Source organism: Burkholderia sp. HI2500 (assembly GCF_002223055.1).
Taxonomy (GTDB): domain Bacteria; phylum Pseudomonadota; class Gammaproteobacteria; order Burkholderiales; family Burkholderiaceae; genus Burkholderia.
Genome location: NZ_NKFL01000002.1, coordinates 253,576 through 278,453 on the forward strand (window position 1 = coordinate 253,576; position 24,878 = coordinate 278,453).

The window sequence follows — 24,878 nt, forward strand, 5'->3', positions numbered from 1 at the left end:
ATGAATCAAAGCCGCGTCAAACAGACGCTCGTCAGAACCACGCTGCTCGCTGCGCTGACGGCGGGCCTCGCCGTGTCGCTGCAAGGTTGTGTGCTCGGGGTCGTGGGCGCAGCGGCCGGCGGCGGCGCGCTGATCGCGACCGATCGCCGTACGCTCGGCGCGCAGACGGAAGATCGCGAGATCCAGGTCAAGTCGCTCACGCAGATCAACAACGGGCTGCCCGACCAGTCGCACGTGAACGTGACGGTGTTCAACCGCCGCGTGCTGCTGACGGGCGAAGTGCCGAACGATGCATCGAAGCAGCGCGCCGAGGAAATCGTGCGCGGCATCAACAACGTGAACGGCATCGTCAACGAGCTGTCGGTCGAGCCGGCGTCGTCGCTGTCGTCGCGCGCGAACGACTCGTACCTCGAAGGGCGCGTGAAGTCCGAGCTGATTGCGACGAAGGGCATCTCGTCGAACTACTACAAGGTCGTCAGCGAACGCGGCAACCTTTACCTGATGGGGCTCGTGACGGTCGACGAGGGCAATCGCGGCGCGGAAGCCGCCAGCCAGGTGCCGGGCGTCGAGAAGGTCGTGAAGGTGTTCCAGTACGTGAAGCCGCAGGACGCGCAGGCGCTGCAGAACGCGTCGCCCGCGAGCGGCGCATCTGGCGCGCAGGCTGCCGCCGCGCCGGCGGATACCGCGACGGTGGGCGCCGTGCCCGACGCGTCGGTGCAGTCCGCGCCGCTGCAGCCGCCCGCGCCGATCTCGAATTCGTCGAACGTGCACCCGGGCAACCCGAAGGCCCCGGCGCAATGAAGAACAGGCAGATGAAGCAGATGAAACAGTGGATGGTGCAGGGCGTCGCGGCCGCGGCGCTCGCGATTGGCGCGCTGGGCGTCGCGCATGCGGATGTCGGTGACGGCCTGAAGGTCGCGCGCGGCAACGCCTGCATGGGCTGCCACGCGATCGACCGCAAGCTCGTCGGCCCGTCGTTCAAGGATATCGCCGCCCGCTACAAGGCCGATCCGCAGGCCGTGGCCAAGCTGTCGAAGAAGGTGAAGGAGGGCGGCTCGGGCGTCTGGGGCGCCATTCCGATGCCCGCGCACCCGCGCATGAGCGACGCCGACGTGCGTTCGGTGGTCGAATGGGTGCTGGCTGGCGCGCCGTCAAAGTAAGGTGTCAGGGGCGATTCAACCCCTATTGCCAAGCGCGGAAATGCGTGTGTATGATGGTTGACTGTTGGGGCGGTAGCTCAGCTGGGAGAGCGTCGCGTTCGCAATGCGAAGGTCGGGAGTTCGATCCTCCTCCGCTCCACCAACGGAATTCGAAGGGCTCGATCGCAAGATCGGGCCTTTTTGTTTGTGTGGGTCCGCGATGGCAGGCCGGGCCAGGCACCGTACTCGACGTGGCGGAGTGGGTCGACCGGTGGCCGGTCAGTCAGGTCAGCAGTTCGTGCGCGAGCCTGAACGTCGGCACCGCCAACGCGGCGAACGCCACCGTCATGACCGCGAGAATCACTGTTCTCTTCCGCAGCAGCGCGAAGATGACGAACGACAGCGCATAGAACGCGCAGGTCAGCAGGATGATCCACCAGAGCGCCGCGTAGCCGGCGCCGCCTTCGAAGTTCGATACGTTCCGCGTCATCAGCGTCGCGCCGTAACCGGCGGCGGTCATGCTCGCGGGCAGGCCCAGCACCGAATACAGGATGTAGACGACCAGCTGTCGCGGTGTCGGATCGGAAGACGTCATGACGGATGGTTCTTATTCGGGTGGACGGGCCGCCGAACCGGTCGCCACGCGGGCAGGTTCAGGCAGCCAGCAGGATGCGGGCGTTTCCGATGTTTGGCAACCACCCGCCGCTGCCCGCCGCCGCCTTCACCCCCGCCCGAAACTCGGCCGCTTCGGATCGTACGTCCACCCCGGCACGAGATAGCGCATCGCGACCGCGTCGTCGCGCGCCGTGCCGCCGACTTGCCGATAAAGCGCATGCGCGGCCTCGACCTGCGCCATGTCGAGCTCGATCCCGAGCCCCGGCCGCTCCGGCACGGCCACCTGGCCCCCGACGATCTTCAGCGGCTCGCGCGTGAGCCGCGCATCGCCTTCCTGCCAGATCCAGTGCGTGTCGATCGCGGTGATCGTGCCGGGCGCGGCCGCCGCCGCATGCGTGAACATCGCGAGCGACACGTCGAAGTGGTTGTTCGAGTGCGAACCCCACGTGAGCCCCCAGTCGCGGCACAGCTGCGCGAGCCGCACCGAGCCCTGCATCGTCCAGAAATGCGGGTCGGCGAGCGGGATGTCGACCGCCTGCAGCCGCACCGCATGATCCATCTGCCGCCAGTCGGTCGCGATCATGTTGGTCGCGGTCGGGATTCCCGTCGCGCGGCGGAATTCGGCCATCACCTCGCGGCCCGAATAGCCGCCTTCCGGCCCGCACGGATCTTCCGCATACGCGAGCAGGTGGCCTTGTCCGCGGCATAGCGCGACGGCCTCGTCGAGCGACCACGCGCCGTTCGGGTCGAGCGTCGCGCGGGCGTCGGGGAAGCGTGCCTTGATCGCGGCGATCGCTTCCATCTCGTCGGCGCCGGCCATCACGCCGCCCTTCAGCTTGAAATCGGCGAAGCCGTAGCGATCGACTGCGGCCTCGGCCTGCCGCGCGATCGCGGCCGGCGTGAGCGCTTCCTCGTTGCGCAGCCGGAACCATGCATCCGACGCCTGCGCCTCGTCGCGATACGGCAGGTCGGTGCGGCCGCGATCGCCGAGATAGAACAGGTACGCGAGCATCGGCACCGCATCGCGCTGCTGCCCTTCACCGAGCAGCGCCGCGACCGGCACGTCGAGATGCTGGCCGAGCAGGTCGAGCAGCGCGGCCTCGATCGCGGTGATCACGTTGTCGAGCCGCAGGTTGATCTCGTGCGGCTGGCGCAGCACCGCGGCTTCGCCGGCCGACGTCACCTCGTGCCGGATCGTGCGGCCCGCACCCGCGCCCGCTCCGGACAGCGTCGCGCGCACCACGTTGAGCGTCGCCTGGTAGCGTCCGATCGACTGGCCGACCACGAGATCCGTCATGCGCTCGAGCGCGTGGCGGATGCCTTCGCCGCCTGGCACTTCGCCGACGCCCGTGTGTCCGCTGCTGTCGTCGAGGATCACGAGGTTGCGCGTGAAGTACGGCGCGTGCGCGCCGCACAGGTTGAGCAGCATGCTGTCGCGGCCGGCGACGGGAATCACCTGCATGCGCGTGACGCGCGGGGTGCCGGCACGGCGGGAATCGGACATCGGCTCGCTCCTGGTTCCGGTGGGGCACGGGCCGCCGGCTGCGCCGGCGCGGCCCGCGCCGTTCATTGAAGCTCGACGCGGCGGATCTCGCCGACGACGAACAGGTAGCAGATCACGGCGACGAGCGCGTGCGCGACCACGTAGACGAGCGCGCCGTTGAACGAGCCGCTGCGGTCGACGATGTAGCCGATCGCGATCGGCGTCGTGATGCTGGAGAGGTTGCCGCACGTGTTGAGCAGCGCGCCGCTCAGGCCCGCGATCTGGCGCGGCGCGGTGTCGGCGTTGACGGCCCAGCCGAGCGCGCCGAGCCCCTTGCCGAAGAACGACAGCGCCATGAACAGCACGACGAGCACGTGCGAATCGGTGTAGTTGCAGACGATCATCGACATCGACAGCAGCATGCCGACCACGATCGGCACCTTGCGCGCGACCGACAGCGAGCGGCCCTGCTTGAGCAGCCCGTCGGACACGACGCCGCCGAGAATCCCGCCGAGGAACCCGCACACGGCCGGGATCGACGCGACGAGCCCCGCGTTGAGGATCGACATCCCGCGCGCCTGCACGAGATAGACGGGAAACCACGTGATGAAGAAATAGGTGAGCGCGTTGATGCAGTACTGCGCGACGTACACGCCGATCAGCATCCGGCTCTTCAGCAGCGCCTTCACGTGGCGCATCGACGGGCCGCCGTCGCGGCCGCCGGTCGCCTGGTCGATGTTGACGAGCGCGCCGCCTTCGGCGAGGTAGTCGAGCTCCGCGCGGTTGATGGTCGGGTGGTCCTTCGGGTCGTACATCGTGCGGTTCCACACCAGGACGAACGCGAAGCCGAGCACGCCCATCACCGCGAACACCGACTGCCAGCCGAACGCGTGCACGAGCCAGCCCATCAGCGGCGCGAACACGACGGTCGCCGCGTACTGCGCGGCGTTGAAGATCGCCGACGCGGTGCCGCGTTCGGGCGCAGGGAACCACGCGGACACGATCCGGCTGTTGGCCGGGAACGACGGCGCCTCGGCCGCGCCGACCAGGAAGCGCAGCCCGAACAGCAGCGCGAACGCGGCCGCGCCGCCGAAGAAGCCGATCCCGCCTTGCAGCAGCGTGAACAGCGACCAGAAGAAGATGCTGAACGCATAGACGATGCGCGACCCGTAGCGGTCGAGCAGCCAGCCGCCCGGCAGTTGCGCGACCACGTACGACCAGCCGAACGCGGAAAAGATGAAGCCCATCTGCACGTGGCTCAGGTGCAGCGCGCGGGCGAGGCTCGGGCCGGCGATCGCGATCGCCGCGCGATCCGCGTAGTTGATCGTCGTGACCGCGAACAGGACGGCCAGCACCAGCCAGCGCACGCGCGTGCGCCGGGCCGTTGCCGACGCGGACGCCGGCAGCGCTTGAAGCGGATTCATGACTGTCTCCTCCGAAGGGCGGAAGGTGCCGTCGTGCGGCAGGCGCGTCGATGCGCGCCATTCGTATGGGGGCTGCCGGCCGGAGGCCGGACGCCGCTACCGCAGGGCAGGGCGTCCGGGCCATTCTGTCATGGCGAAATTTGCGCCTTCATGCCAATTGCTGACTTGATCGATTCAGCAATTGAATCGATCAGCCAATTGGCCCAAGGCCGTGCCATGGCTTGCTGGAATATTTTTACCCGGATAATATTGACATCCAATTTATACCCGTATAAAAATAGCGTCATTCCGATTCCAGCCCGCGGGGCGATCACGATGACCACCACCACACTGCTCCCTTCCTACACGGCCTTCGACGGCCACCGGCGGCTCGCGTCGGGGCCGCTCGCGACGGTCGCGCTCGCGGTCCGGCAGGCCGCCGGCGATGCGATGCCCGGCACGATCCTGATCTTCGACGATGCGACGGGCCGCTCGATCGACCTCGACCTGCGCGGCACGGCGGACGAAATCCGCGCGCGCTACGCACCGCCGTCGGGCGATACGGCCAGCGCCGCCGGCGAGCTGGCCGGCGACGGCGCGGGCGAACAGCGCGGCCGCGGCCGGCCGAAGCTCGGCGTCGTGTCGCGCGAGGTCACGCTGCTGCCGCGTCACTGGGAATGGCTGGCCACGCAGCCCGGCGGCGCGTCGGTCGCGTTGCGCAAGCTTGTCGAGGACGCACGGCGCACCCATGCGGAAGCCGACCGGCGACGCGACGCGCAGGCGCGCGCCTACCACTTCATGTCGGCGATGGCGGGCGACCTGCCCGGTTTCGAGGAGGCCGCGCGCGCGCTGTATGCGAACGACCTGACACGCGTCGCCGAGCTGATCGCCGGCTGGCCGGACGACGTGCGCGACCATGCGCTCGCGCTGGCACGCGGCGAACTGCCGCCGTCCACCGAAGACTGCCGACAGGAGCATCGGACGCCATGACCGCATTCGATCTGAATCGCGGCGCGATCGCGCCGGTTGCCGACGAGGTCGATCTCGTCGAGCTGCGCGTGACCGGCACGATCCCGCACGAACTCGCCGGCACGTTGCTGCGCAACGGCCCGAATCCGCCGGGCGGCCGTTTCGAAGGAAACGACATGCTGTCGTGGTGGCCGGAAGCCGCGATGCTGCACGCGATCGCGTTCGAAGGCGGCCGCGCGACCGGCTACCGGAACCGCTGGGCGCGCACGCAGCGCTGGGCCGCCGTGCATGCGCCTGAAGCGGCATCGCAGCTGCCCGACACCAACCCGAACGTGAACGTGCTGCAGCATGCCGGCGAATTGCTCGCACTGGCGGAGGGCGGCGCGCCGTTCGCGATCACGGCCGCGCTCGATTCGCTCGGTGTGCCGGCGCGGCACGCGGGCCTCGGCGGCGGGATGACCGCGCATCCGAAGGTCGATCCGGTGACCGGCGAGCTGATTGCGTTCCGCGCGGACTGGCGCGCACCGTGGCTGCGCTACGGTGTCGCCGATGCGCAGGGCGTGCAGCGCGTCGATCTCGAGATCGCGCTGAACGCGCCGTCGATGATGCACGACCTCGCGATCACCGAAACCCGCAGCCTGCTGCTCGACCTGAACGTCGGCTACGACTTTTCGCTGCTGAAGCACGGCCACCGGATGCCGCTGCGCTGGCACGACGACCGGCCCGCGCGCATCGGCGTGCTCCCGCGCCACGGCGGCGCGGTGCGCTGGTTCGACGTCGAGCCGTGCTTCATCCTGCACGTCGTGAACGCGTACGACTGCGACGCGTCGTGCATCGTGCTCGATGCGGTGCGCTATCCGTCGTTCCTGCGGTTCGACGCGGGCACGGGCCGCTTCGCCGACAACCCGGTCGGCGAGCTGTGGCGCTACGTGATCGATACGGCGAACGGGCTGATCGACGAAGGGCCGCTCGCCGACGGCGGCATCGAGATGCCGCGCATCAACGAAAGCCGGACGGGGCGCCGCTACCGCTACCTGTATGCGGTCGAGCAGCCGAATCCTGTGGAAATGCGCGGCGTGATGCGCTTCGACCACGCGAGCGGCACGACGACGCACTACGCGGTGCCGCCCGGCGACCAGAACAGCGAGCCGGTGTTCGTGCCGCGCCCGGGCGGCGCGAACGAGGACGACGGCTGGCTGCTGGTGATGGTCTACCGCGCGGCGACCGATACGAGTGACGTCGTGATCCTCGATGCGCGCGCGATCGACGCGGGGCCGGTCGCCACCGTGCACCTGCCGCGCCGCGTGCCGGCCGGGTTCCACGGCGCGTGGGTGCCGCGCGAACGTTGAACGTGAGCGGCGGCGCGCGTCACTGCGCGCGCAGCGCATCGACGATTTTCAGCCGCGCGGCGCGCATCGCCGGCAGGAACCCGCCGACGAGCCCCATCACCAGTGAGAACAGCAGCGTCTTCACGACGATCGCGGGCGTCAACACGAAGCGGAACGACAGGTCGGCGAAGGTTTGAAAGTTGGTCGTCGAGAACGACGCGAACTGCATCAGCGACGCGCACGCGAGCCCCGCCACACCGCCGACGAAGCCGAGCAGCAGCGCTTCCAGCAGGAACGCGGCGAGCACGTTCGTGCGCTTGAAGCCGAGCGCGCGCAGCGTGCCGATCTCGGCGACGCGGTTCGCGACCGACGCATACATCGTGATCATCGCGCCGATCATCGCGGCGATCGAGAAGATCGTCGACAGCGTGATGCCGAGGATGTTGATGAACGTCGACAGCGCCCTCGACTGATCGCCGTAGAAGGTCTGTTCGCGTTTCGCCTCGTCGGTGAGGCGCGGGTCGACGTCGATGTCGGCCTTGAAGCGCGCGAAGCCGTCGGCACTCGGGATGCGCAGCACCATCGACGAATAGCTGGTGCGCCGGAACGACTGCATCAGCTGGTCGACGTCGCCCCAGATCTCCGAATCGAAGCCGCTGCCGCCCGCGTCGAAGATGCCGACGATGGTCCAGTCGCGCTGCGCGAAATGCAGGCTGTCGCCGAGCTGCGTGCCGCTGAAGCCCTTCGCGATCGCGCTGCCGACGATGATTTCCGACGAGCCGGGCGCGAACATGCGGCCGGCGACGAGCTTCACGTGCGGGCGCAGCGCGAGGCCGGACGGCGACACGCCGCGGATCACGACGTTCGACGGCTTGCCGGTCGAGGTCTTCACCAGCGAGATCAGCACGACCGCTTCCTTCGACACGAGCGGCCGGCCGTCGGGGCCGAGTGCGACGGCCGGATGCATTTCGAGCGCATTGGCCTGCTGGTGGTCGATCGAGCTCTGGATCTCGGTTTCGGCGCCCTTGCGGATCACCACCGCGTTGTCGGGTTCGCCGGTCGACACGAGCGTCTGCGTGAGCCCCGCGTCGAGCATCTGCACGGTCGCGAACACGAAGATCACGAGCGCCATCCCGCCGGCGGTCAGCGCGGTGGTGAGCCGTCGGGTCCACAGGTTGCGCGCGATGTAGTTGAGCGGGATCGCCATGGGCCAACCTAACCGATTGCCCGGAGGCCTTCGACGACGCGCACGCGCGCCGCCTGCCACGCCGGCACGATCGCCGCCGCGAAGCCGACCGCGACCGAGCACGCGGCCTGCAGCACGACCGTCTCGGTGGACACCTTGAACACCGGGAAGATGCCGCCGGCCGCCTGCTTGAAGAGACTCGCGGCGGGCGGCGTCGCGAGGATCCCGAGCCCGCCGCCGGCCACCGCGATCACGACCGATTCGCCGAACACGATCAGCGCGAGGAAGCCGGGGCCGAAGCCGAGCGCCTTCAGCGTCGCGTATTCGGCTGTGCGCTCGCGCGCGCTCATTGCCATCGCGTTGGCCATCACGGCCATGATGATCAGGATCACCACATACGACACGAGGCGGATCGCCGCGATGATCTGGTTCGACATCGCGACGAAGCCGAGCTGGAACGCCTGCTCGGTTTCGGTCAGCGTCTCGGCGAGCGAGTTCTTGAACACCGCGTCGACGTGGCGCGCGATCGACGCGCCGTCGTCGGGGTTCGCGACGCCGAGCACGAATACGCCGACCTGGTCGGCCTGCTTCGGCGTGCGCTGGCGCACCGTCTCGTTCAGGTATTCCCAGTGGAACACCAGCTGCCGCGTGATCGTCGAGTCGTCGCGGCCGTCCAGGATGCCGCGCACGACGAAATCCCATGTGCCCGGGTAGATCGTGCCCTTCAGCGGGATCACGTCGCCGATCTTGAAGCCGAATTGCGTCGCGAGCTGGCGGCCGACGAGGCAGCCGCGGCGGTCGCGATCGTAGTCGGCGCGCTGCTGCGCCGGGATGATGAATTCCGGGTACAGGTCGAGATAGTTGTCCGATACCGCGAAGCTCGCGAAGAAGTTCTTCGGGTCGCGGTAGATGCCGCCGAACCAGTTCGAGCGGACCACGGCCGTCACGCCTTCGACGCCGCGGATCCGGTTCTCGTAGCTGACAGGCAGCGGAAACACGAGCGAGATCGCGTTGCGCGTGACGAGCCGCCCGCTGGAGGCAGCGGCCGCGCCCGCGTACCACGCGTCGACCACGGTGTGCAGCAGCCCGAACGCGAGCACGGCGATGGTGAGCCCGAGCACGGTCAGCAGCGTGCGCAGCCGGTGCCGCATCGCATTGCGCGCGATCAGCTTCAGCACGTACATTGCGCGCGCTCCCGCAGCCGGTCAGCCGGCGTGCCCATCGATCAGCTCCCCTTTTTCCAGATGCACGAGCGAGCGCGCGGCGCCGGCCGCATGCGCGTCGTGGGTCACCATGATGATCGTCTTGCCGAGCTCGGCGTTCATTCGCTGCAGCATCGCGAGCACGTCGGTGGCCGACGTGCGGTCGAGGTCGCCGGTCGGCTCGTCGGCGACGATCAGCACCGGATCGGTGATCAGCGCGCGCGCGATCGCGACACGCTGCTGCTGGCCGCCCGACAGCTCGGACGGGTAATGGCTCGTCCGGTCGCCGAGGTTCACCATGTCGAGCACGAGCTCGACCCGTTCGCGCCGCTCGCGGCGCGACAGGTGCGTGAGCATCAGCGGCAGCTCGACGTTCTCGAACGCGGTGAGCACCGGCATCAGGTTGTAGAACTGGAAGATGAAGCCGACGTTCGCCGCGCGCCATTCGGCCAGTTGCGCCTCCGCGAGCAGCGAGATGTCGAGCCCGCCCACCCGCAGCTCGCCGCTGTCGGGCCGGTCGATGCCGGCCACCAGGTTCAGCAGCGTGCTCTTGCCGGAGCCGGACGGCCCCATCAGTGCGACGAAGTCGCCTTCGCCGATGTCGAGCGTGATGTCGGTCAGCACGGGCACGATCTGGTTGCCGCGCCGGTACGACTTCGCGACGTGGCTAAGCTCGACGAGGGGCGGCTGGGCGTCGTTCACGCGTGCGCTACTTCTTCGCGACGGTCACTTTCGCGCCGTCCTGCAGCTTCGCATCCGGCGCGAGCACGACCGTGTCGCCGGGCTTCACGCCGGTGAGCGCGACGAGTTCGCCGATCCGCATGCCGCGCGTCACGGGCACGGCGCGCACCACATCGTCCTTCACGACGAACACGACCGGCCGCCCGTCGCGCTCCACGACCGCGCTGGCCTGCACGGCCGTCACGGGCTGCCGGTCCTGTGCCGACACGGGCTTCGACAGGAACGCGATCTTCGCGCTCATGTCGGGCAGCACGCGGTCGTCGCGGTCGACGAAGCGCACCTTCACGAGCACGGTGGCCTTCGAGCGGTCGACGGTCGGCACGATGCGCGACACGCGGCCCGCGAACCGCATGTCGGGCAGCGCGTCGAGCTGGACCTCGCACGGCTGCTCGGCGCGGATCTTCGCGATGTTCGATTCGGCGACGTCGGCCTCGACCTCGAGCGTGTCCATGTCGGCGATCGTCACGACCGCGCCCTTGCTGTCCGACGCGGACGAGAACGGCGTGATGTTGTCGCCGACGTTCGCGTGCTTCGCGAGCACGATGCCGTCGAACGGCGCGCGGATCACCGTCTGGTCGACTGCCACCTGTGCGGCCTGTGCGTTGGCCTCGGCCGATGCGATCGCGGCCTGGTCGCTGTTGAGCGTCGCGCGCGCCTTGTTCACGCGGGCCGTGTCGGTGTCGAGCTGCGCGGCCGGCACAGCGCCCTTGGGCGCGAGCGCGGACGTGCGGCGCAACGCGATCTCCGCATCCTTCAGTTCCGCCTGCGCGACGCCGAGGTTCGCGCGGGACACCTGCACCTGCGCGCGCGCCTGCGCGAGCGATGCGCGCACGTCGTTGCTTTCGAGCCGCGCGATGATCTCGTCCTGCTTCACGCGCGTGCCTTCCAGCACGCCGAGCCATTCGACGCGCCCCTGGCCCTTCGACGCGACCGCGGCCTTGCGCTGCGGCACGACGTAGCCGGTCGCATTGAGCTGCGTGTCGTTCTGGTACGGGTAGGCGGACGTGACGGCGGTGGTTTCGACGGCCGGCCGGCCGGTGAGCGCGAGGCCAGCGGCAATCGCGCCGATGACGAGTGCGGCGGCCACCGCATAGCGGAGCCACCGGCGGCGACGGGGCGCCGGTGCGAGCGGACGCCGGTCGATTTTCAGTTTGTCCAGATTGTGATCGGGCAATTTGAGCGCCTCGAGACGGCGGCGGTCTGGCGACCGGCCGCGATCCGGTTTCCGGGGAAAGGGACGGATGGACGCCAGTATAAGCGTCGCCCCGACGGTGCGCGAGCCGGTTTGCAGCGCCGCCGCGGCGGCCGCCGGACGGGGCACCGCCCCGGGGATACGCGTGCTCCCCCGGGGAAACCCGAGGGGCGCAAGCAACGTGTCAACTTGCCGCGAACACGGTGCGTTATGGAACCAGTGCGTCAGGTTTTGTCGCGACGGCACGGCGAAAGCCGGCTTCGCGGCCTGGGGCTCCGATGCGAATGCCTCGCATCTTTACTGACCGGTACGTTTGATTTTTTCTCCGCTAAAGGAAGAACAATGAAGAAGACGCTCGCTTCGATCATCGCCGCAGCATTCGCACTCGCATCGGTTTCGGCATTCGCACAGGCGTCCGCGCCGGCAGCCGACACGTCGGCAGCCGCTCCGGCACCGGCCAAGAAGGATCACAGCAAGCCGAAGCACCAGCTGAAGCGCCACGGTTCGGCCAAGGGCAAGGCGAAGGCCGAAGCTGCATCGGCAGCCGGCACGAACGACGCAGGCGCGCAGAACTAAGAAGCGCGTTGCGCTGCGGCCGGCACCGCCGGCCGCCAGTCGCTAGACCCCGCATGTTCACGCATGCGGGGTTTTGTTTTTTTCAGGCCTCGTGTTCATCGGCCGGCGGCGGCGGCGGCGCGCGCATCGCGTCGACCACCGTGCGCATGCGCCGCCAGTGCGAGCCTTCCCAGAACACGCGCCGGCACACGTCGCACGCGGCGAAGCGCCGGTGCCGCAGCCGGACGCCGGCCGGCACGCGTGGCGCGGCAGCGGCCGCGTCGAGCGGATGCAGCGGCGCATTGCAGCGCAGGCACAGCCGGAATGGCCGCATGTGCGGCGCGAGATCGAGCCGTTCGAACAGTTCGCGCAGCTGGTCGGCCGGCTGCAGCGCGTGCAGGTAGCAGCCGCGCGCGACCGCGCGCCGCTTGAGCAGCTCGCGGTCGCGGGTCAGCACGATCCGGCCCTCCCGCGCGGCGAGCGCCGCGAGCTCGTCGTCGCGGTAGTGGTTGTCATAGCAGGTGTCGAAGCCCGCGAGGCGCAGCAGTTGCGCGAGGCCGCCGAGATGCGCGTCGGCGACGAAGCGCCATTGCGCGGGCGGCGCGGTGGCCCCGTTCACGGCAGCCGGCTGTGCGCGTTCCGGAAAAGCCTCGACCCGGTCGCCGTCGTCGAGCGGCCGGTCGAGCGCGGCCGGCGCATCGTTCACGCACAGCCGGCCGATTTCGGTATGCGGCACGCCGAGCGCCTCGATCGCGTGCTTCACCGTCGCGTCGCGCGCACATGCGTGCCCGAACGCGCGGTCGCGCTGGGCGCGCGGGAGAAAGGCGTTCAGTTCGTCGTGGAAGCGGAAGGTCGCGGTCGCCATGCGGGCAGTATGGCACCGCGCCTGGCCGGCCGCGTGCCCTGCAGGCGCCACGCATCTGTGTTTAACTCCCCGCTTCACGGAGCGAAGGAGCGGGAAATGGATCTCGGATTTATCGGGCTGGGTGAAATGGGGCAGGCAATCGCGACGAACCTGCTGAAGGCCGGGCACACGGTGCGCGTCTGGAACCGGTCGCGCGAGCGCGCCGAGCCGCTCGCGGCCGTCGGCGCGCAGATCGTCGACACGCCGGCCGACGCGTTTCGCGGCGACGCGGTGTTCTCGATGCTGGCCGACGACGCCGCGGCGCGCGCGATCTTCGACGACGCACTGCTCGCCCAGGCGCCGCGCGGCCTGATCCACGTCAACATGGCGACGGTGTCGGTCGCGCTGGCCGAATCGCTCGCGCATGCGCATGCGTCGCGTGGCATCCATTACGTCGCCGCGCCGGTGATGGGCCGGCCGGACGTCGCGGCCGCCGCGCGCCTGACGATCATGGCGGGCGGCCCGGCCGAGGCGATTGACCGCGTGCAGCCGCTGTTCGACGCGATCGGCCAGAAGACCTGGCGGTTCGGGTCGTTGCCGCAGCACGCGAACGTCGCGAAGATCGCCGCGAACTTCACGCTCGCGTCGGCGATCGAGACGCTCGGCGAAGCGTCTGCCTTGCTGGGCGCGCACGGCGTCGCGATGCGCGACTTCCTCGACGTGATCACCGGCAGCGTGTTTCCGGGCCCCGTCTACGAAGGCTACGGCTCGATGATCGCCGAGCGGCGCTACGAGCCCGCGCGCTTCAAGGCGCGCCTCGGGCTGAAGGACGTTCGCCTTGCGCTGGAAGCGGGCGACGCCGTGTCGGTGCCGCTGCCGGTGGCGAGCGTTGTACGCGACAACCTGCTCGACGCGCTGGCGCACGGCGGCGGCGAGCAGGATTTCGCGGTGCTCGGCGAAGTCGCGCTGCGCCGAGCGGGCCGCTGAGCCGTCGCGCGACAGAAGTCCGGCGCACCGGCATAATCGACGTTTCCTTTTTCCTTGCATCGACGCAGAGGCGGGCATGAACTTGCATACGTGGTGGCTTTTCGTGGCGACGGTGTTCGTCGTGTCGGCGATTCCGGGCCCGAACATGCTGCTGGTGATGACGCACGGCGCGCGGCACGGGTTGCGGCGTTCGACGTGGACGATGGCCGGCTGCCTCACCGCGCTGGTGCTGATGCTGTCGGTGTCGGCGGCGGGCCTCGGTGCGGTGCTCGAAGCGTGGCCGGCGATGTTCAACACGTTGCGCTTCGCGGGCGCGGCCTACCTGATCTACCTCGGCGTGAAGGCCTGGCGCGCACGCGTCGACGACGAGCAGCCGGCCGCCGACGTCGACACCGTGTCGCGCCAGGCCGCGCCGGCATCGCGCGGGACGCTGTTCCGCAACGGCTTTCTGGTCGCGGGCAGCAACCCGAAGGCGATCCTGTTCGCGGCTGCGCTGCTGCCGCAGTTCATCAACGCGGCCGAGCCGACGCTGCCGCAGTTCGGCATTCTCGTCGTCACGTTCGCGGTGATCGAGGTGAGCTGGTATCTCGTCTACGCGTCGTTCGGCACGCGCATCGGCGCGACGCTGAAGAGCCAGAGCGTGGCGAAGATCTTCAACCGGCTGACGGGCGGGTTGTTCGTCGGCTTCGGCGCGATGATGGCGCTGGTCCGTCACTGATTTCGCACTGACACCGGCGGACCGAACGCCCCGTTCCTCTCAAGAGGGCGGGGCGTTCTGCTTTTCGGGCCTCCGTCACTCGCTTGCTTAAGCACGCGGGCGCGTCCATGCCGCCGCGCCGGCGCCGCGTCCGGCCGTGAGCCCGAAGACGGCGGCCGCGCCGGCGAACGCAAACCCCACGCCGCACACCGCGCTCCACCCGCCCGAGGCCCACGCGCTGCCTGCGAGCGCCGCGCCGAGCGCGCCGCCGATGAAGAACAGCCCGACGAACAGGCCGTTCAGGCGGCCGCGCGCGGCCGGGTTCAGCAGGTTGATCGCGCGGCGGCCGATCGTCTGGTCGACGATGACGCCCGCGTCGAGCAGCGCGGCGCCGCCGGCCAGCAGCGCGAGCGCGAGGCCGCGATGCAGGTGTGCGTCGAAGCCGAACCAGCCGGCGCCCGCGATCCCGAGCAAGACGAGCGCCACGAGCATCGTGACGTGCGCGATCCGCTGCGCGGCCGGGCCATGCCCACGGTCGCCGGCACGGCCCGCGAGCGGCGTGACGATCGCGCCGCTCGCGCCGGCGAACGCGAACAGCGCAATGCCGTGCAGGTCGAGGCCGAACGGCGGCTGCGCGAGCCGCAGCCCGACGGCGGTCCAGAATGCGCTGAACGAGGCCATCGCGAGCGCGGCCGACAGCGCATGCCGGCGCAGCACCGGCTCGTCGGCCAGCAGGCGGCCCATCGACGCAAGCAGCGTGCGGTAGCCGGCCGAGATCGACGGTGTGCGCGACGGCAGGCGCAGCGCGAGCACCACGGCGATCGCGGCATTCGCGAGCGCGGCCAGCACATAGAACCCGCGCCAGCCGGCCGAGCCCGCGATCAGGCTCGCGAGCGGCCGCGACAGCAGGATGCCGAGCATCAGCCCGCTCATCACGTTGCCGACCGCGCGACCGCGCTGCGCCTCGGGCGCCATCGACGCGGCCATCGGCACGAGCATCTGGATCACGCTCGACGCGGCGCCGGCCACGAGCGTCGCCAGCAGGAATACGGTGCCCGACCGCGTGAACGCCGGCAGCGCGAGCGCGGCCGCGCACGCGGCCAGCGTCGTGACGATCAGGCGGCGGTTCTCGAGCAGGTCGACGAGCGGGACGAGCAGCACGAGCCCGGCCGCGTAGCCGAGCTGCGGCAGCATCGCGACGAGGCCGGCCAGGCCGGGCGGCAGGTGCAGGTCGGCGCTGATCGGGCCCGTCAGCGGCTGCGCGGCGAACAGGTCCATCACGATCACGCCGACCGTCGCGGCGAAGAACAGCGTCATGCCGGCGCTCAGCGCGGGCGGCGTGCCGGCCGGCGCGCTGACGGGCGGGCGCGCGGTGGCGGGGCAAGGGTTGGCAGGGCAGTTCATCGGAAGCCTGGCGAGTGGGTCGAAGAAGTCCCCATCGTAGGCGCCCGATGTTTATGCGACAATTGAAATATCTCTAACATGATTATGCGAGTTTGTTTTGAATACGCGTGATCTCCAGGCATTCGTCGCGGTGGTCGACAGCGGGTCGATGGTCGCCGCGGCCGCGAAGCTCCACCTGACGCAGCCGGGCCTGACACGGCGGGTGCAGAACCTCGAAACGCTGCTCGGCATGCCGCTGCTGGAGCGGCAAAGCAAGCCGCTGAAGCCGACCGCCGCCGGGCGCGACGTCTACGCGCTCGCGCGCAACGTGCTCGGCGCGGTCGACGAGCTGATGGCGGCGGGCGCGCCGGACAGCGAGCCGTCGGGCGAGCTGCGCATCGGCGTGCCGCCGTTCCTGTCCGAGCTGGCGCTCGAGCAGCCGATCGACCGGCTGCGTGACGCGTTTCCGCGCCTCACGCTGCGGGTGACGGCCGGCTGGTCGCCGGCGTTGATGCAAGGCGTCGAGCGGGGCACGCTCGACGTCGCGGCCGTGATGGTGCCGGCCAGTTCGACGCTGCCCGACACGTTCACGTCGACGCTGATCGGCACGCAGCCGACGGTGCTCGTTGCCGCGCGCGACTACCCGCTGCCGGACGGTCCGCTGTCGATCGACACGCTGTCGGGTTTTCCGTGGGTGCTGAGCCAGGACGGCTGCGGGATGCGTTCGGCGCTGAGCCGCATGCTCGGCGCGGCCGGGCTGCCGTTCGACGTCGCGGTCGAGGCGTTCGGCTCGGAGCTGCAGTTGTCGCTCGTCGCGCGCGGCGCGGGCATCGGCATCGCGGCGCCGAACGCGCTGGCGCGCAGCGCGCATCGCGATGCGCTGAGGGTGGTGGAAACGGTGGGGCTGGAGACGCGGATCAACGTGTGGATCGTGCACGGCGCGCTGCCGGGCCGGCTCGTGCGGCCCGTCGCGCTGCTGCGCGATGTGCTGGGCGAAGTGCTCGACCGGGTAAACAAGGCGGGGTCAGATGCGGTAAAGGCGGTCTAGAGGCGACATTCGAGGGAAAATCCTTATTTTCTCTACGGAAATGTTGCATTGCGGAAACTGTTTCGCTATAGTTGCACCTGTCTCCTCCATGTCTCCTCTGATATGGATTCAGCCCGCCTCTTAGGCGGGCTTTTTTTTGCCTGCGATTTTGTCGCGGCCGTCCATTCGTCGTCCGTCGCTGCGCTCAGAACTTGTACGTCATCCCGACGTAGCTGATGATCGGGTCGGCCTTCAGGTCCGATTTCGACTCCGAGAGCACCGTGCCGTCGGCCGCCTTGATCGTCACCGTCGACGTCGTCTTCAGCGGGATGTACGTGACCGACGCGATCAGCCCGAAATGCTCCGTCATGTTGTACTGCAGGCCCGCGTTGAACACCGGCTGCCATGACGACGACGCCTTCGCCTCTACCGATGTCGTACCCGGCTTGCCCGCGCCCGCCGCGAGAACCGCGCCGAGATTGTCCTGCGTCTGCTTGATGAAGTTCGTGTTGAGCTGCAGGTCGCTGAACCAGTTGTACGACACGCCGAGGCCGAGGAACGGCCGGAACTTCGCGTTCGCGGCCCCGAAGTAGTACTGCAGGATCGCCGCCGGGCTCCACTGCCGCACGCTCTTCACGATCGGGTTGACCGAGCCCAGCCCGATGTTCTGCGTGCCGAGCGCGCCGGCCGGGCCCGGCGGCTTGATCGTGCCCTGGCCCGAGACCTTGAACACCGGCGGCACGCCGGCCACCGATGTCACCGCGATATGGTCGGTCAGGAAGTGGCTGACCGTCAGGCCGACGGTGTCGGCGCCGCTCGTGTGCAGTCCGGTGCCCGGCGACGTGAACGACGGCGGCAGCCGCAGCGGCGTGTTGATCGGCGTCGGCGCGACGTTGGTCGTCATCGGCGTGCTGCTCTGCTGCGGCATGATGTGGAACCAGCCCAGCGTCACGACGTTGCTGCCGGCGCTCTGCGCGTGCGCCGCGAGCGGCGCCACGGCGGCGGCGCCGGCCGCCGCGCAGAGAAGGGTCTTCTTCATCACGGCTCTTCCCTCCGCTTACTGGACGAATGCGCCGATCGTGAAATACGGCGTCGATCCCGCGTTGTCGAGGAAACCGAACACGCCACCCGTGAAGATGAACTTGCCGGTCGGCGACGTGCTGCCCGAGCCCGTGTGAATCGTCGTGACCGTGCCCGGCACCTTCTGCGTGTAGTCGAGATCGAGCGCGGTCGCGAGCGAGGCCTGCGACGCGTTGAACGGATCGAGCAGCGTGGCCTGCTTGTCGATCAGCGCGGTGGTGCGGTAGTCGAACTGGCTGTCGACGCCGATGTACTCGCCGTTCTGCGAGCCGAGCGCGACGGCCGTCTGCGGCGCGAGGATCGAGATGCTCGATTCGTCGTCGGCGGTGAGGCCCGGCACGCCGTTGGCGTCCGGCGTCGGGTTCGGGTTCGCGACGCCCGTGCGCACGAGGATCGGCACGAGCTGGTTGCGCAGCTTGCCGACGATCATGAAGCCCTTGCCCTGCGGCGTCGCCGACAGCGTCGGCTTCAGCTGGCTCGCGTAGTTGTTCGACTGGAACGCGCCGCTGCCGTCGGCCGACTGCACGAAGTTCGTGCCCTGCTGCGCGCAGGCGCCACCGGCGAACTGGCCGGTCGTGTCGCACTTGGTCCACGTGCCGTCCGCGTTGATCGTCACCTTCGCGTCGATCGACGCCGGCGCGAACTTCTGCGACGGCACTTCGCCGAAGCCGACGTGGCTGTACGTGCCCGCGACCTTCGTGATGTCGGTTTCGATCGACGAGAAGCCGATGAACGGGTAGTACGGGAACTTCGTATCAGGCACCGCGGCCTGGCCGAGCACGCCGTCGAACTGGATTTCCTTGCCGGGGATCGTGCCGCCCGCGACGCCGAAGCCGACGAAGATGCGTGCCGGACGCGACGCATCGAGGCTCGCGCCGTTCAGCCGGAACGCGCACTGGTTCAGCTTGTTGGTCGGCAGCAGCGTTTCCTGCGTGAGCGTGCCGCTGTCGACGGTGCCGGCGCGGGTCGGCGTGACGGTGCCGGTCTTTTGCGGGACGGCCGATTCGACGTAGGTGACCTGCCAGGTCATCTTGGTCGTGTCGAGCTGGACTTTCGCGAGTTCGCCGCTGCCCGCGCCGCCCGTGAATACGGTGTTGTAGTCGAGCGTGGCGGGGCAGAGCCGGTCTTCGACGAGCGGGGGCGGGTTGTCGCCGCCGCTGCCGCTGCCGCCGCAGGCGGAAAGAAGGGGGGCGGCAAAGGCCGCCGCCAGAATGAGGTTGCGCTTCATGTTGCTCCTCCAGATTTGTCTTGTGCGGCGGCCAGCTCCCTGTCGGCCGCTTCTGTTGGTCGTGCTCGTCCTGCTTGCGCCGTGCCGAGCGCCTTCGTGCCTTCCCTGCGTCACGCGGCGGCGGCAGGCCGCCGCCGCGCCCTCGTCGCTACTTGCTGATCTGCGCGCCCACGCCGAAGTACGGGGTCGACGATGTCGTCGAATTCGCCGACGTCGGCGTGACGCCGCCGTTCACCGTGCCCTGGATCAGCGCCGCATACAGGCCGCCCGTCGCGATTACCACGCCCGATGCGGCCGAGCCGCTCTTCGGAATCGTCGTCGCGTTCAGCAGGCCCGGCGTCGCCTGGCCGTAGTCGAGCGTGAAGCCGTCTTCCTCGGCCTGCGTGCTCGGGTTGATGAACGACGCGTTGCTGCCGCGGATCAGCGCGGCCGTGTACTTGAAGTTCGAATCCGCGCCCGCGTAACCGCCGTCGATCGCGCCCGACGTGATGGCCGTCGCCGCGCCGAGCACCGCGATGCCCGACTCGTCGTCGACCTGCGCATCGAGGTGCAGCGGCGGCGTGCCGAGGTTCACGTTGCCCGTGCGTACGATCACCGGCACCGTCGCGCCGTTGAGCTGGCCGATCACCATGTGCGCGGTCGCCGACTTGCCGGTCGCGCCGGTCGGCAGCTGCGTCTGCGGCAGTATCTGCGGGGCCTTCGTGCTGTCGAAGTAGCCGCCGTTCGCGCTCGCCTTCCACGGGTCACCGGTCGTCTGGCAGCCGCCTGAGCCGCTCGACGTGCACGCGCCGTTCGCGTCGAACGTCTCGCTCGAGTTCGAACCCTTCGTCGCGTAGTTGCTCGACGGCACGAGGTGATAGAGCAGCGCGTTGTACGTGCCCGGCAGCTTCGAGATATCCGTCGTCGTGTTCGCGAAGCCGAGGAACGGATAGAAGTCGAAGTGTCGCTTCGGCACCTGGCCGATGTTCTGGAGCACGCCCGGGATGATCGTCAGCCCGTCGTACTGGATCGTCGCGCCCGGAATGCCGCCGCCCGCGACACCCATGCCGACCAGCAGCATCGGCGGGTTCGCCTGGTTGAAGTCGGCGGCCGTCGAGTACGTGGCGCCGCTCGGCGCCTTGCCCGTGCCGGGCGTCAGGATGAACGCGCAGCGCGTCTGCTCCGCGGTCGGTAGCACGCCGGTCGGCGGGTGCATGACTGCGCCGGTGATCGTTGTGCCGACGCGGCTCGGCGTGACCGTGCCGGTCGCGAGCGGAATCGGCGATTCGAGCCACTTGAGCGTGTAGGTCATCGCCACCGCGTCGATGTTGACGCTGACGATCTCGCCGCTACCGGCGCCGCCGAGGTACGTGCTCTTCACGATGTCGGCGTTGGCCGGGCACAGCGCACCATTGATGGGCTGCGACGGCGGCGGCCCTTGCGTGCCGCAACTGGATCCGGAACATTGGGGCGCATTGATCGGCGCGGGTGCGCCGCCGTCCCCCCCACCACATGCAACCAGGAAAGGGGCAATGGCAAAGGCCGTTGCCACCCCCTTCGATAAGGTGTGCGACATGCCGCTGTCTCCAATCGTTTAATTGTGCGAGCTAATGTCGCCGCCTTGATTTTTGCTGTCAATTGATGAACCCGTCTAAAAAAGGCGATTGAAACGGATGTCACGTATTGAATCCTTGTCCGACAAGGAATTCGGTAAGAATTAAAACGTGAGACGGGCTGCCGAAAGCGGCTGGAGTGGGGGATGTGCGACGCCGGACAGGCCGGCGCAGAGCCTTCCTGCGTATAACGGCAGCGTTTAAAGCGGCGGTATCCGGTTTATCCCTATTCGGGATTGACTGGATAAAGAGGGGGTGGGATTAATTCACTGGTAATCGCGCAATGGAAAGCTTGTAAATATTTGTAAATGCGCGATCCGGAATTTTTTATATATTGCCCGGCAGGGGTAAATAAAAAGCCGGCCAGTGGCCGGCTTTGCATTGCATGCGATGGTAAATCAGCGTTTGAGACCTGCGTCCTCGGCCGCGCCGATGCTCAGGTTCATGCACTGGATCGCCGCGCCCGATGCGCCCTTGCCGAGGTTGTCGAGGCGCGCGACCGTGACGAAGCGCTCCGCGTTGCCGAACACGAACAGGTCGACCCGGTTCGTGTCGTTGTTCGCCTGCACGTCGAAGAAGCCGCCGTCGAGGTTCGCGTCCGCATCGAACGGCGCGACGCGCACGAATGCTTCGTCCGCGTAGTACTCGGCGAACACGCGCTGCACGTCCTGCGGCGTCGTGCGCTTCGCGAGCTGCTCGGGCGTGAAGTAGGTCGTCACCGCGAGACCCTTCAGGAACGGCCCGACGATCGGCGTGAAGATCGGCGGGGTCGCGAGGCCCGTGTGCGCGGCCATTTCCGGCAGGTGCTTGTGCGTGAGGCCGAGCGCATACGGGCGCGGGCTCGCGAGCTTGTCGCCCGGCGTGGCGTTTTCGTAGTCGGCGATCATCGACTTGCCGCCGCCGCTGTAGCCGGTGATCGAGTAGCTGTGCGCGGCGAACGTCGGTGCGACGATGCCTGCATCGACGAGCGGACGCATCGCGAGCACGAAGGCCGACGCGTGGCAGCCCGGCACGGCGATGCGCTTCGACGTGCGAATCTTCTCGCGCTGCGCGCGGGTCAGTTCCGGCAGGCCGTACGCCCAGTCGGCGCTGGTGCGGAACGCGGTGCTCGCGTCGATCAGCGTCGTGTTCGGGTTCTCGACGAGCGACGCCGATTCGCGCGATGCGACGTCCGGCAGGCACAGGAACGTGACGTCCGACGCGTTGATCAGGCGGCGGCGCTCTTCGACGTCCTTGCGCTTCGCTTCATCGATGCGCAGGATCTCGATGTCGCTGCGTGCCGACAGGTATTCGAAGATCTTGAGGCCGGTCGTGCCTTCCTGGCCGTCGACAAAAACTTTGGTGCTCATTTCGCTCTCACTGAATGAAACGGGGGCCCGCGCCCTGAAGCCGCCATTTTAAGACGTCATCCGGCGGGCCTGCACCGCGCGGGGCGAAAAAAAGACGGCCGGCGGGCCGTCTTGTGTCCCTTTGTCGCCCGCCGGAGCGTGCTCAGCCGCGGCCGGCGACCCACCGGGCGGTCGCTTCGGCAACCCGCCGGCCGAATGCCTTGCCGGTCTCGAGGTCGCCCGGCAGCGGGCCTTCGTCGGGCGTCGAATCGGCCGGCGACTGCGCGAGCAGGCCCGTCGAGCCGCCCAGGTAGTTGATGTCGTTGCGCGTGGCCGCCTTCGAGTTGGCCGGCATCAGGCTCGTGCCGACCCACACCATCCCATGCTGCATCGACAGCGTGACGAAATATTGAATCGTCGAGAACTTGTCGCCGTTCATCGTCGCGGAGTTCGTGAAGCCCGCGGCGATCTTGTCCTTCCATTTCTGCGTGAACCACGCTTTCGACGTCGCGTCGGCAAACTGCTTGAACTGCGCCGACGGGCCGCCCATGTAGGTCGGCGCGCCGAAGACGATCGCGTCGGCCGCGTCGAGCGCGGCCCAGCCCGCGTCGTCGACGTCGCCGACGGCGAGCAGGCGCACGGTAGCGCCGGCTTCCTGCGCGCCCGCGTGCACGGCCTCGGCCAGTTTCTGCGTGTGACCGTAGCCGCTGTGATAGACGATGACGATATTCGACATGAAGCGTTCTCCGGAAAGGAACGGGAACGGCGGACCGCAGGCTCGCCGCGTCACGCGTCGCCGGTGGGCGGCGCGACGGATGCGCGGCATGGCGCCGCGACCGGTGACGACGAGTCTAGCAAGCCGAAATGACGGGAAAGCACATGAGTGCGGAGGACGGCATTTCGCGGCGGCGGCAATCGCAGTGCGGCGGCGCGTCACGCCCGCCGCCCGTTACTGCCCGTAGTTGACCGTGAGTTGCGCGGTGCCGATCGCCAGCGTGCCGATCTCGTGCTCGAACATCGGCGCGGGTCGGCCCTGCGCGACGCGCAGGTCGTCGCCCTTGAGCGCATAGACGGTGATCACGTAGCGGTGCGGCTTGCCCGGCGGCGGGCACGGGCCGCCGTAGCCGTCGATCCCGAAGTCGTTGCGCGCCTCGCTCGCGCCGATGCGCCGCAGGAACCCGGACGCGCTCGCGTCGGCCGGCAGGCTCGTGACCGTCGCCGGAATGCCCGCGACGGCCCAGTGCCACCAGCCGTGCCCCGGCGCATCGGGATCGAAGACCGTGACCGCATAGCCGCGCGTGCCGGGCGGCGGGTTGTGCCAGGTGAGCTGCGGCGAGTGATTGCCGCCCTTGCAGTCGCCGCGGTCGAACACGTTCGCGGCGCGGACGCGCCCGCCCGGCGTCAGGTCGTCGCTCGTCACGGTGAACGGGCCTTCCGCATGCGCGGGCAGGGTGGAGAGGACGGCGGCGTAAAGGAGGGCGACGAGGAACGGCGACGGGCGACCCGATGGCGCAGGCGGAGTGATCCGGCGATCCACACGCATATGGCGCTTCTCCCGTCACGTGGTCCGGACCGATGCGTCCGGCGTTGTTGGCGTAGTGCGTTGCCTGCGCAGCTGATGGCAGCGATGGATCAAGTCTAGCATTAGGGTTCGATGAGCGATGCACGCCGCGACGCGTGGTCGCGATCGTTTCCCGCGCGAATCGGCGGACGCAAAATCGACGGACGAAAAAAAGCCGCCCGCGATGAAGCGGGCGGCTCGTTCAGCCAGGACGCCGGCCAGCGGGCCGGCGCGGCGTCAGTCCTTCGGGGACGTCGCGCCGCCGTGCGCCGCCGACCACTCGGCCGGTGCGTGCAGGAATTTCTCGACTTCGTCGAGCGTCTTCGTCTCGAAGTAGCCCGAGGCCTTCGCGACGCGCAGCACGTCCCACCACGTGGCGAGCGCGTGCAGGTCGACGTCGATGTCCTTCAGGACCGACACGCTTTCCTTGAAGATGTTGTAGTGGAACAGCACGAAGCAGTGGTTCACCGTCGCGCCCGCGGTGCGCAGCGCATTGACGAAGTTGATCTTGCTGCGGCTGTCGGTCGTCAGGTCTTCCACCAGCAGCACGCGCGAGCCTTCTTCCAGATGGCCTTCGATCTGCGCGTTGCGGCCGAAACCCTTCGGCTTTTTGCGCACGTACTGCATCGGCACCATCATCCTGTCGGCGATCCAGGCCGCGAACGGGATGCCGGCCGTCTCGCCGCCCGCCACCGCGTCGATCTGCTCGAAGCCGATGTCGCGCGTGATCGTCGTTTCCGCCATTTCCATCAGCGCGCGGCGCACGCGCGGATACGAAATCAGCTTGCGGCAGTCGATATAGACGGGGCTTGCCCAGCCGGACGTGAAGATGAACGGTTTTTCTGCGTTGAAGTGCACTGCCTGTACTTCGAGCAGGATTTTGGCGGTCGTATCCGAGATCGACTGACGATCGTAGCCTGTCATGGGCATTCCTTGGGTGATGAGCGAAGAGCGGGCGCGGGCCCGGTGGCGCAGCAAGGGGAACCTGCCCAGGGGGCCGGGGCGCGATCGGAGGGCCAATCGCATCGCTGCGCGCGTAGCCGGCTATTTTACCCGATTCAGGCCGGTTTTCGGCGGAATTCGCGCGGGTTCGCCGCGCGGCTCACCACCGGCGAAACAAGCGGGGCCGGATCGCTCGCGCGCTGATGCGGAGGATGCGGCGCTGCACCAACATGCGTCATTTAGGGGGTGTACACTAGGCGGCCCTTAGAAATCGTTCAGTACTTTGTACTTTCCTCTTGCCACCCGCCAAGGTTCGATGGCGTGCCGACCCGGCGCGTCGCGTGCCGTCTCGCAGTCGACCACCCCCTCGATTCAAGCAGACGCGGCCGAAGGTGC

Annotated in this window: 25 protein-coding genes and 1 tRNA gene; 9 read left to right on the plus strand and 17 right to left on the minus strand. The window is 68.6% G+C overall.

Annotated features, from left to right (window positions below):
• The 3 genes from CFB45_RS01270 (at position 1) to CFB45_RS01280 (ending at position 1,302) form a co-directional block, all read left to right on the plus strand.
• Positions 1–801 carry a BON domain-containing protein gene (locus tag CFB45_RS01270; RefSeq protein WP_089424297.1) on the plus strand — a complete coding sequence of 267 codons (801 nt, stop codon included), beginning with the start codon at positions 1–3 and terminating at the stop codon, positions 799–801.
• Complete coding sequence (locus CFB45_RS01275; protein WP_089424258.1) at positions 798–1,160, plus strand: c-type cytochrome; 363 nt, start codon at positions 798–800, stop codon at positions 1,158–1,160. The genes CFB45_RS01270 and CFB45_RS01275 overlap by 4 nt, the downstream gene beginning before the upstream one ends.
• 66 nt (positions 1,161–1,226) lie before the next feature.
• Positions 1,227–1,302, plus strand: a tRNA-Ala gene (locus CFB45_RS01280).
• Positions 1,303–1,422: 120 nt separating this feature from the next.
• On the opposite strand, the gene CFB45_RS01285 is transcribed toward CFB45_RS01280, so the two are convergent.
• From CFB45_RS01285 to CFB45_RS38130, 4 genes are all read right to left on the minus strand, one after another.
• Positions 1,423–1,734, minus strand: coding sequence for a hypothetical protein (locus tag CFB45_RS01285; protein ID WP_089424259.1), 312 nt, complete (start codon positions 1,732–1,734; stop codon positions 1,423–1,425).
• Between the two features lie 126 nt (positions 1,735–1,860).
• The gene (locus CFB45_RS01290) at positions 1,861–3,258 is read right to left on the minus strand and encodes an enolase C-terminal domain-like protein (RefSeq protein ID WP_089424298.1); all 1,398 of its coding nucleotides are present in this window, start codon (positions 3,256–3,258) and stop codon (positions 1,861–1,863) included.
• 62 nt (positions 3,259–3,320) lie between these two features.
• Entirely contained in the window at positions 3,321–4,661 is a 1,341-nt protein-coding gene (locus CFB45_RS01295; RefSeq protein ID WP_089424260.1) for an MFS transporter, read from the minus strand.
• A 128-nt stretch (positions 4,662–4,789) separates the two neighbouring features.
• A complete protein-coding gene (locus CFB45_RS38130; protein WP_144025152.1) occupies positions 4,790–4,987 on the minus strand; it encodes a hypothetical protein in 198 nt (65 codons plus the stop codon).
• On the opposite strand from CFB45_RS38130, the gene CFB45_RS01300 reads away from it, so the two are divergent.
• A complete protein-coding gene (locus tag CFB45_RS01300) occupies positions 4,977–5,630 on the plus strand; it encodes a DUF2239 family protein (RefSeq protein WP_089424261.1) in 654 nt (217 codons plus the stop codon). The genes CFB45_RS38130 and CFB45_RS01300 overlap by 11 nt on opposite strands.
• The gene (locus CFB45_RS01305) at positions 5,627–6,958 is read left to right on the plus strand and encodes a carotenoid oxygenase family protein (protein ID WP_089424262.1); all 1,332 of its coding nucleotides are present in this window, start codon (positions 5,627–5,629) and stop codon (positions 6,956–6,958) included. Before CFB45_RS01300 ends, CFB45_RS01305 begins: the two co-directional genes overlap by 4 nt.
• Positions 6,959–6,977: 19 nt before the next feature.
• Here the strand turns inward: CFB45_RS01305 and CFB45_RS01310 are convergent, their stop codons facing one another.
• From CFB45_RS01310 to CFB45_RS01325, 4 genes are read right to left on the minus strand one after another with little or no spacing between them, the layout of a single operon-like run.
• Positions 6,978–8,144 (minus strand): ABC transporter permease, encoded by a 1,167-nt coding sequence (locus tag CFB45_RS01310; protein ID WP_089424263.1) that lies wholly within the window; start codon positions 8,142–8,144, stop codon positions 6,978–6,980.
• Positions 8,145–8,152: 8 nt separating this feature from the next.
• Positions 8,153–9,307, minus strand: a complete 1,155-nt coding sequence (locus CFB45_RS01315; protein WP_089424264.1) for an ABC transporter permease — start codon at positions 9,305–9,307, stop codon at positions 8,153–8,155.
• A 21-nt stretch (positions 9,308–9,328) separates the two neighbouring features.
• Positions 9,329–10,027, minus strand: coding sequence for an ABC transporter ATP-binding protein (locus CFB45_RS01320; protein ID WP_089424265.1), 699 nt, complete (start codon positions 10,025–10,027; stop codon positions 9,329–9,331).
• A gap of 7 nt (positions 10,028–10,034) precedes the next feature.
• Positions 10,035–11,240, minus strand: a complete 1,206-nt coding sequence (locus CFB45_RS01325; RefSeq protein WP_089424266.1) for an efflux RND transporter periplasmic adaptor subunit — start codon at positions 11,238–11,240, stop codon at positions 10,035–10,037.
• Positions 11,241–11,600: 360 nt separating this feature from the next.
• Here CFB45_RS01325 and CFB45_RS01330 point away from each other — a divergent pair, with 360 nt between their 5' ends.
• A complete protein-coding gene (locus tag CFB45_RS01330; RefSeq protein WP_089424267.1) occupies positions 11,601–11,834 on the plus strand; it encodes a hypothetical protein in 234 nt (77 codons plus the stop codon).
• Between the two features lie 82 nt (positions 11,835–11,916).
• Here CFB45_RS01330 and CFB45_RS01335 read toward each other — a convergent pair whose 3' ends face one another.
• Positions 11,917–12,678, minus strand: a complete 762-nt coding sequence (locus CFB45_RS01335; protein ID WP_089424268.1) for a Mut7-C RNAse domain-containing protein — start codon at positions 12,676–12,678, stop codon at positions 11,917–11,919.
• 9 nt (positions 12,679–12,687) lie between these two features.
• Here CFB45_RS01335 and CFB45_RS01340 point away from each other — a divergent pair, with 9 nt between their 5' ends.
• Both CFB45_RS01340 and CFB45_RS01345 read left to right on the plus strand, forming a co-directional pair.
• Positions 12,688–13,644, plus strand: coding sequence for an NAD(P)-dependent oxidoreductase (locus CFB45_RS01340; protein ID WP_226124041.1), 957 nt, complete (start codon positions 12,688–12,690; stop codon positions 13,642–13,644).
• 76 nt (positions 13,645–13,720) lie between these two features.
• Entirely contained in the window at positions 13,721–14,362 is a 642-nt protein-coding gene (locus tag CFB45_RS01345) for a LysE family translocator (protein ID WP_089424269.1), read from the plus strand.
• Between the two features lie 87 nt (positions 14,363–14,449).
• On the opposite strand, the gene CFB45_RS01350 is transcribed toward CFB45_RS01345, so the two are convergent.
• Positions 14,450–15,745 carry an MFS transporter gene (locus tag CFB45_RS01350; RefSeq protein WP_089424270.1) on the minus strand — a complete coding sequence of 432 codons (1,296 nt, stop codon included), beginning with the start codon at positions 15,743–15,745 and terminating at the stop codon, positions 14,450–14,452.
• Between the two features lie 97 nt (positions 15,746–15,842).
• On the opposite strand from CFB45_RS01350, the gene CFB45_RS01355 reads away from it, so the two are divergent.
• Positions 15,843–16,772, plus strand: a complete 930-nt coding sequence (locus CFB45_RS01355; RefSeq protein WP_089424271.1) for a LysR family transcriptional regulator — start codon at positions 15,843–15,845, stop codon at positions 16,770–16,772.
• Positions 16,773–16,956: 184 nt separating this feature from the next.
• Here the strand turns inward: CFB45_RS01355 and CFB45_RS01360 are convergent, their stop codons facing one another.
• From CFB45_RS01360 to CFB45_RS01390, 7 genes are all read right to left on the minus strand, one after another.
• Entirely contained in the window at positions 16,957–17,790 is an 834-nt protein-coding gene (locus tag CFB45_RS01360; RefSeq protein WP_089424272.1) for an OmpW/AlkL family protein, read from the minus strand.
• 18 nt (positions 17,791–17,808) lie between these two features.
• Positions 17,809–19,059: a DUF2957 domain-containing protein gene (locus CFB45_RS01365; RefSeq protein WP_089424273.1), complete on the minus strand. Its 1,251-nt coding sequence runs from the start codon at positions 19,057–19,059 to the stop codon at positions 17,809–17,811.
• Positions 19,060–19,207: 148 nt separating this feature from the next.
• Complete coding sequence (locus CFB45_RS01370; protein WP_089424274.1) at positions 19,208–20,614, minus strand: DUF2957 domain-containing protein; 1,407 nt, start codon at positions 20,612–20,614, stop codon at positions 19,208–19,210.
• 435 nt (positions 20,615–21,049) lie between these two features.
• Complete coding sequence (gene argC / locus CFB45_RS01375) at positions 21,050–22,000, minus strand: N-acetyl-gamma-glutamyl-phosphate reductase (protein ID WP_089424275.1); 951 nt, start codon at positions 21,998–22,000, stop codon at positions 21,050–21,052.
• A 142-nt stretch (positions 22,001–22,142) separates the two neighbouring features.
• On the minus strand, positions 22,143–22,715 hold the full coding sequence (locus CFB45_RS01380) for a flavodoxin family protein (protein WP_069246909.1): 573 nt from the start codon (positions 22,713–22,715) through the stop codon (positions 22,143–22,145).
• Positions 22,716–22,928: 213 nt separating this feature from the next.
• Positions 22,929–23,522, minus strand: coding sequence for a YbhB/YbcL family Raf kinase inhibitor-like protein (locus CFB45_RS01385; RefSeq protein WP_089424276.1), 594 nt, complete (start codon positions 23,520–23,522; stop codon positions 22,929–22,931).
• Between the two features lie 255 nt (positions 23,523–23,777).
• Positions 23,778–24,464, minus strand: coding sequence for an orotate phosphoribosyltransferase (locus tag CFB45_RS01390; RefSeq protein ID WP_011350651.1), 687 nt, complete (start codon positions 24,462–24,464; stop codon positions 23,778–23,780).
• Positions 24,465–24,878: the final 414 nt, after the last annotated feature.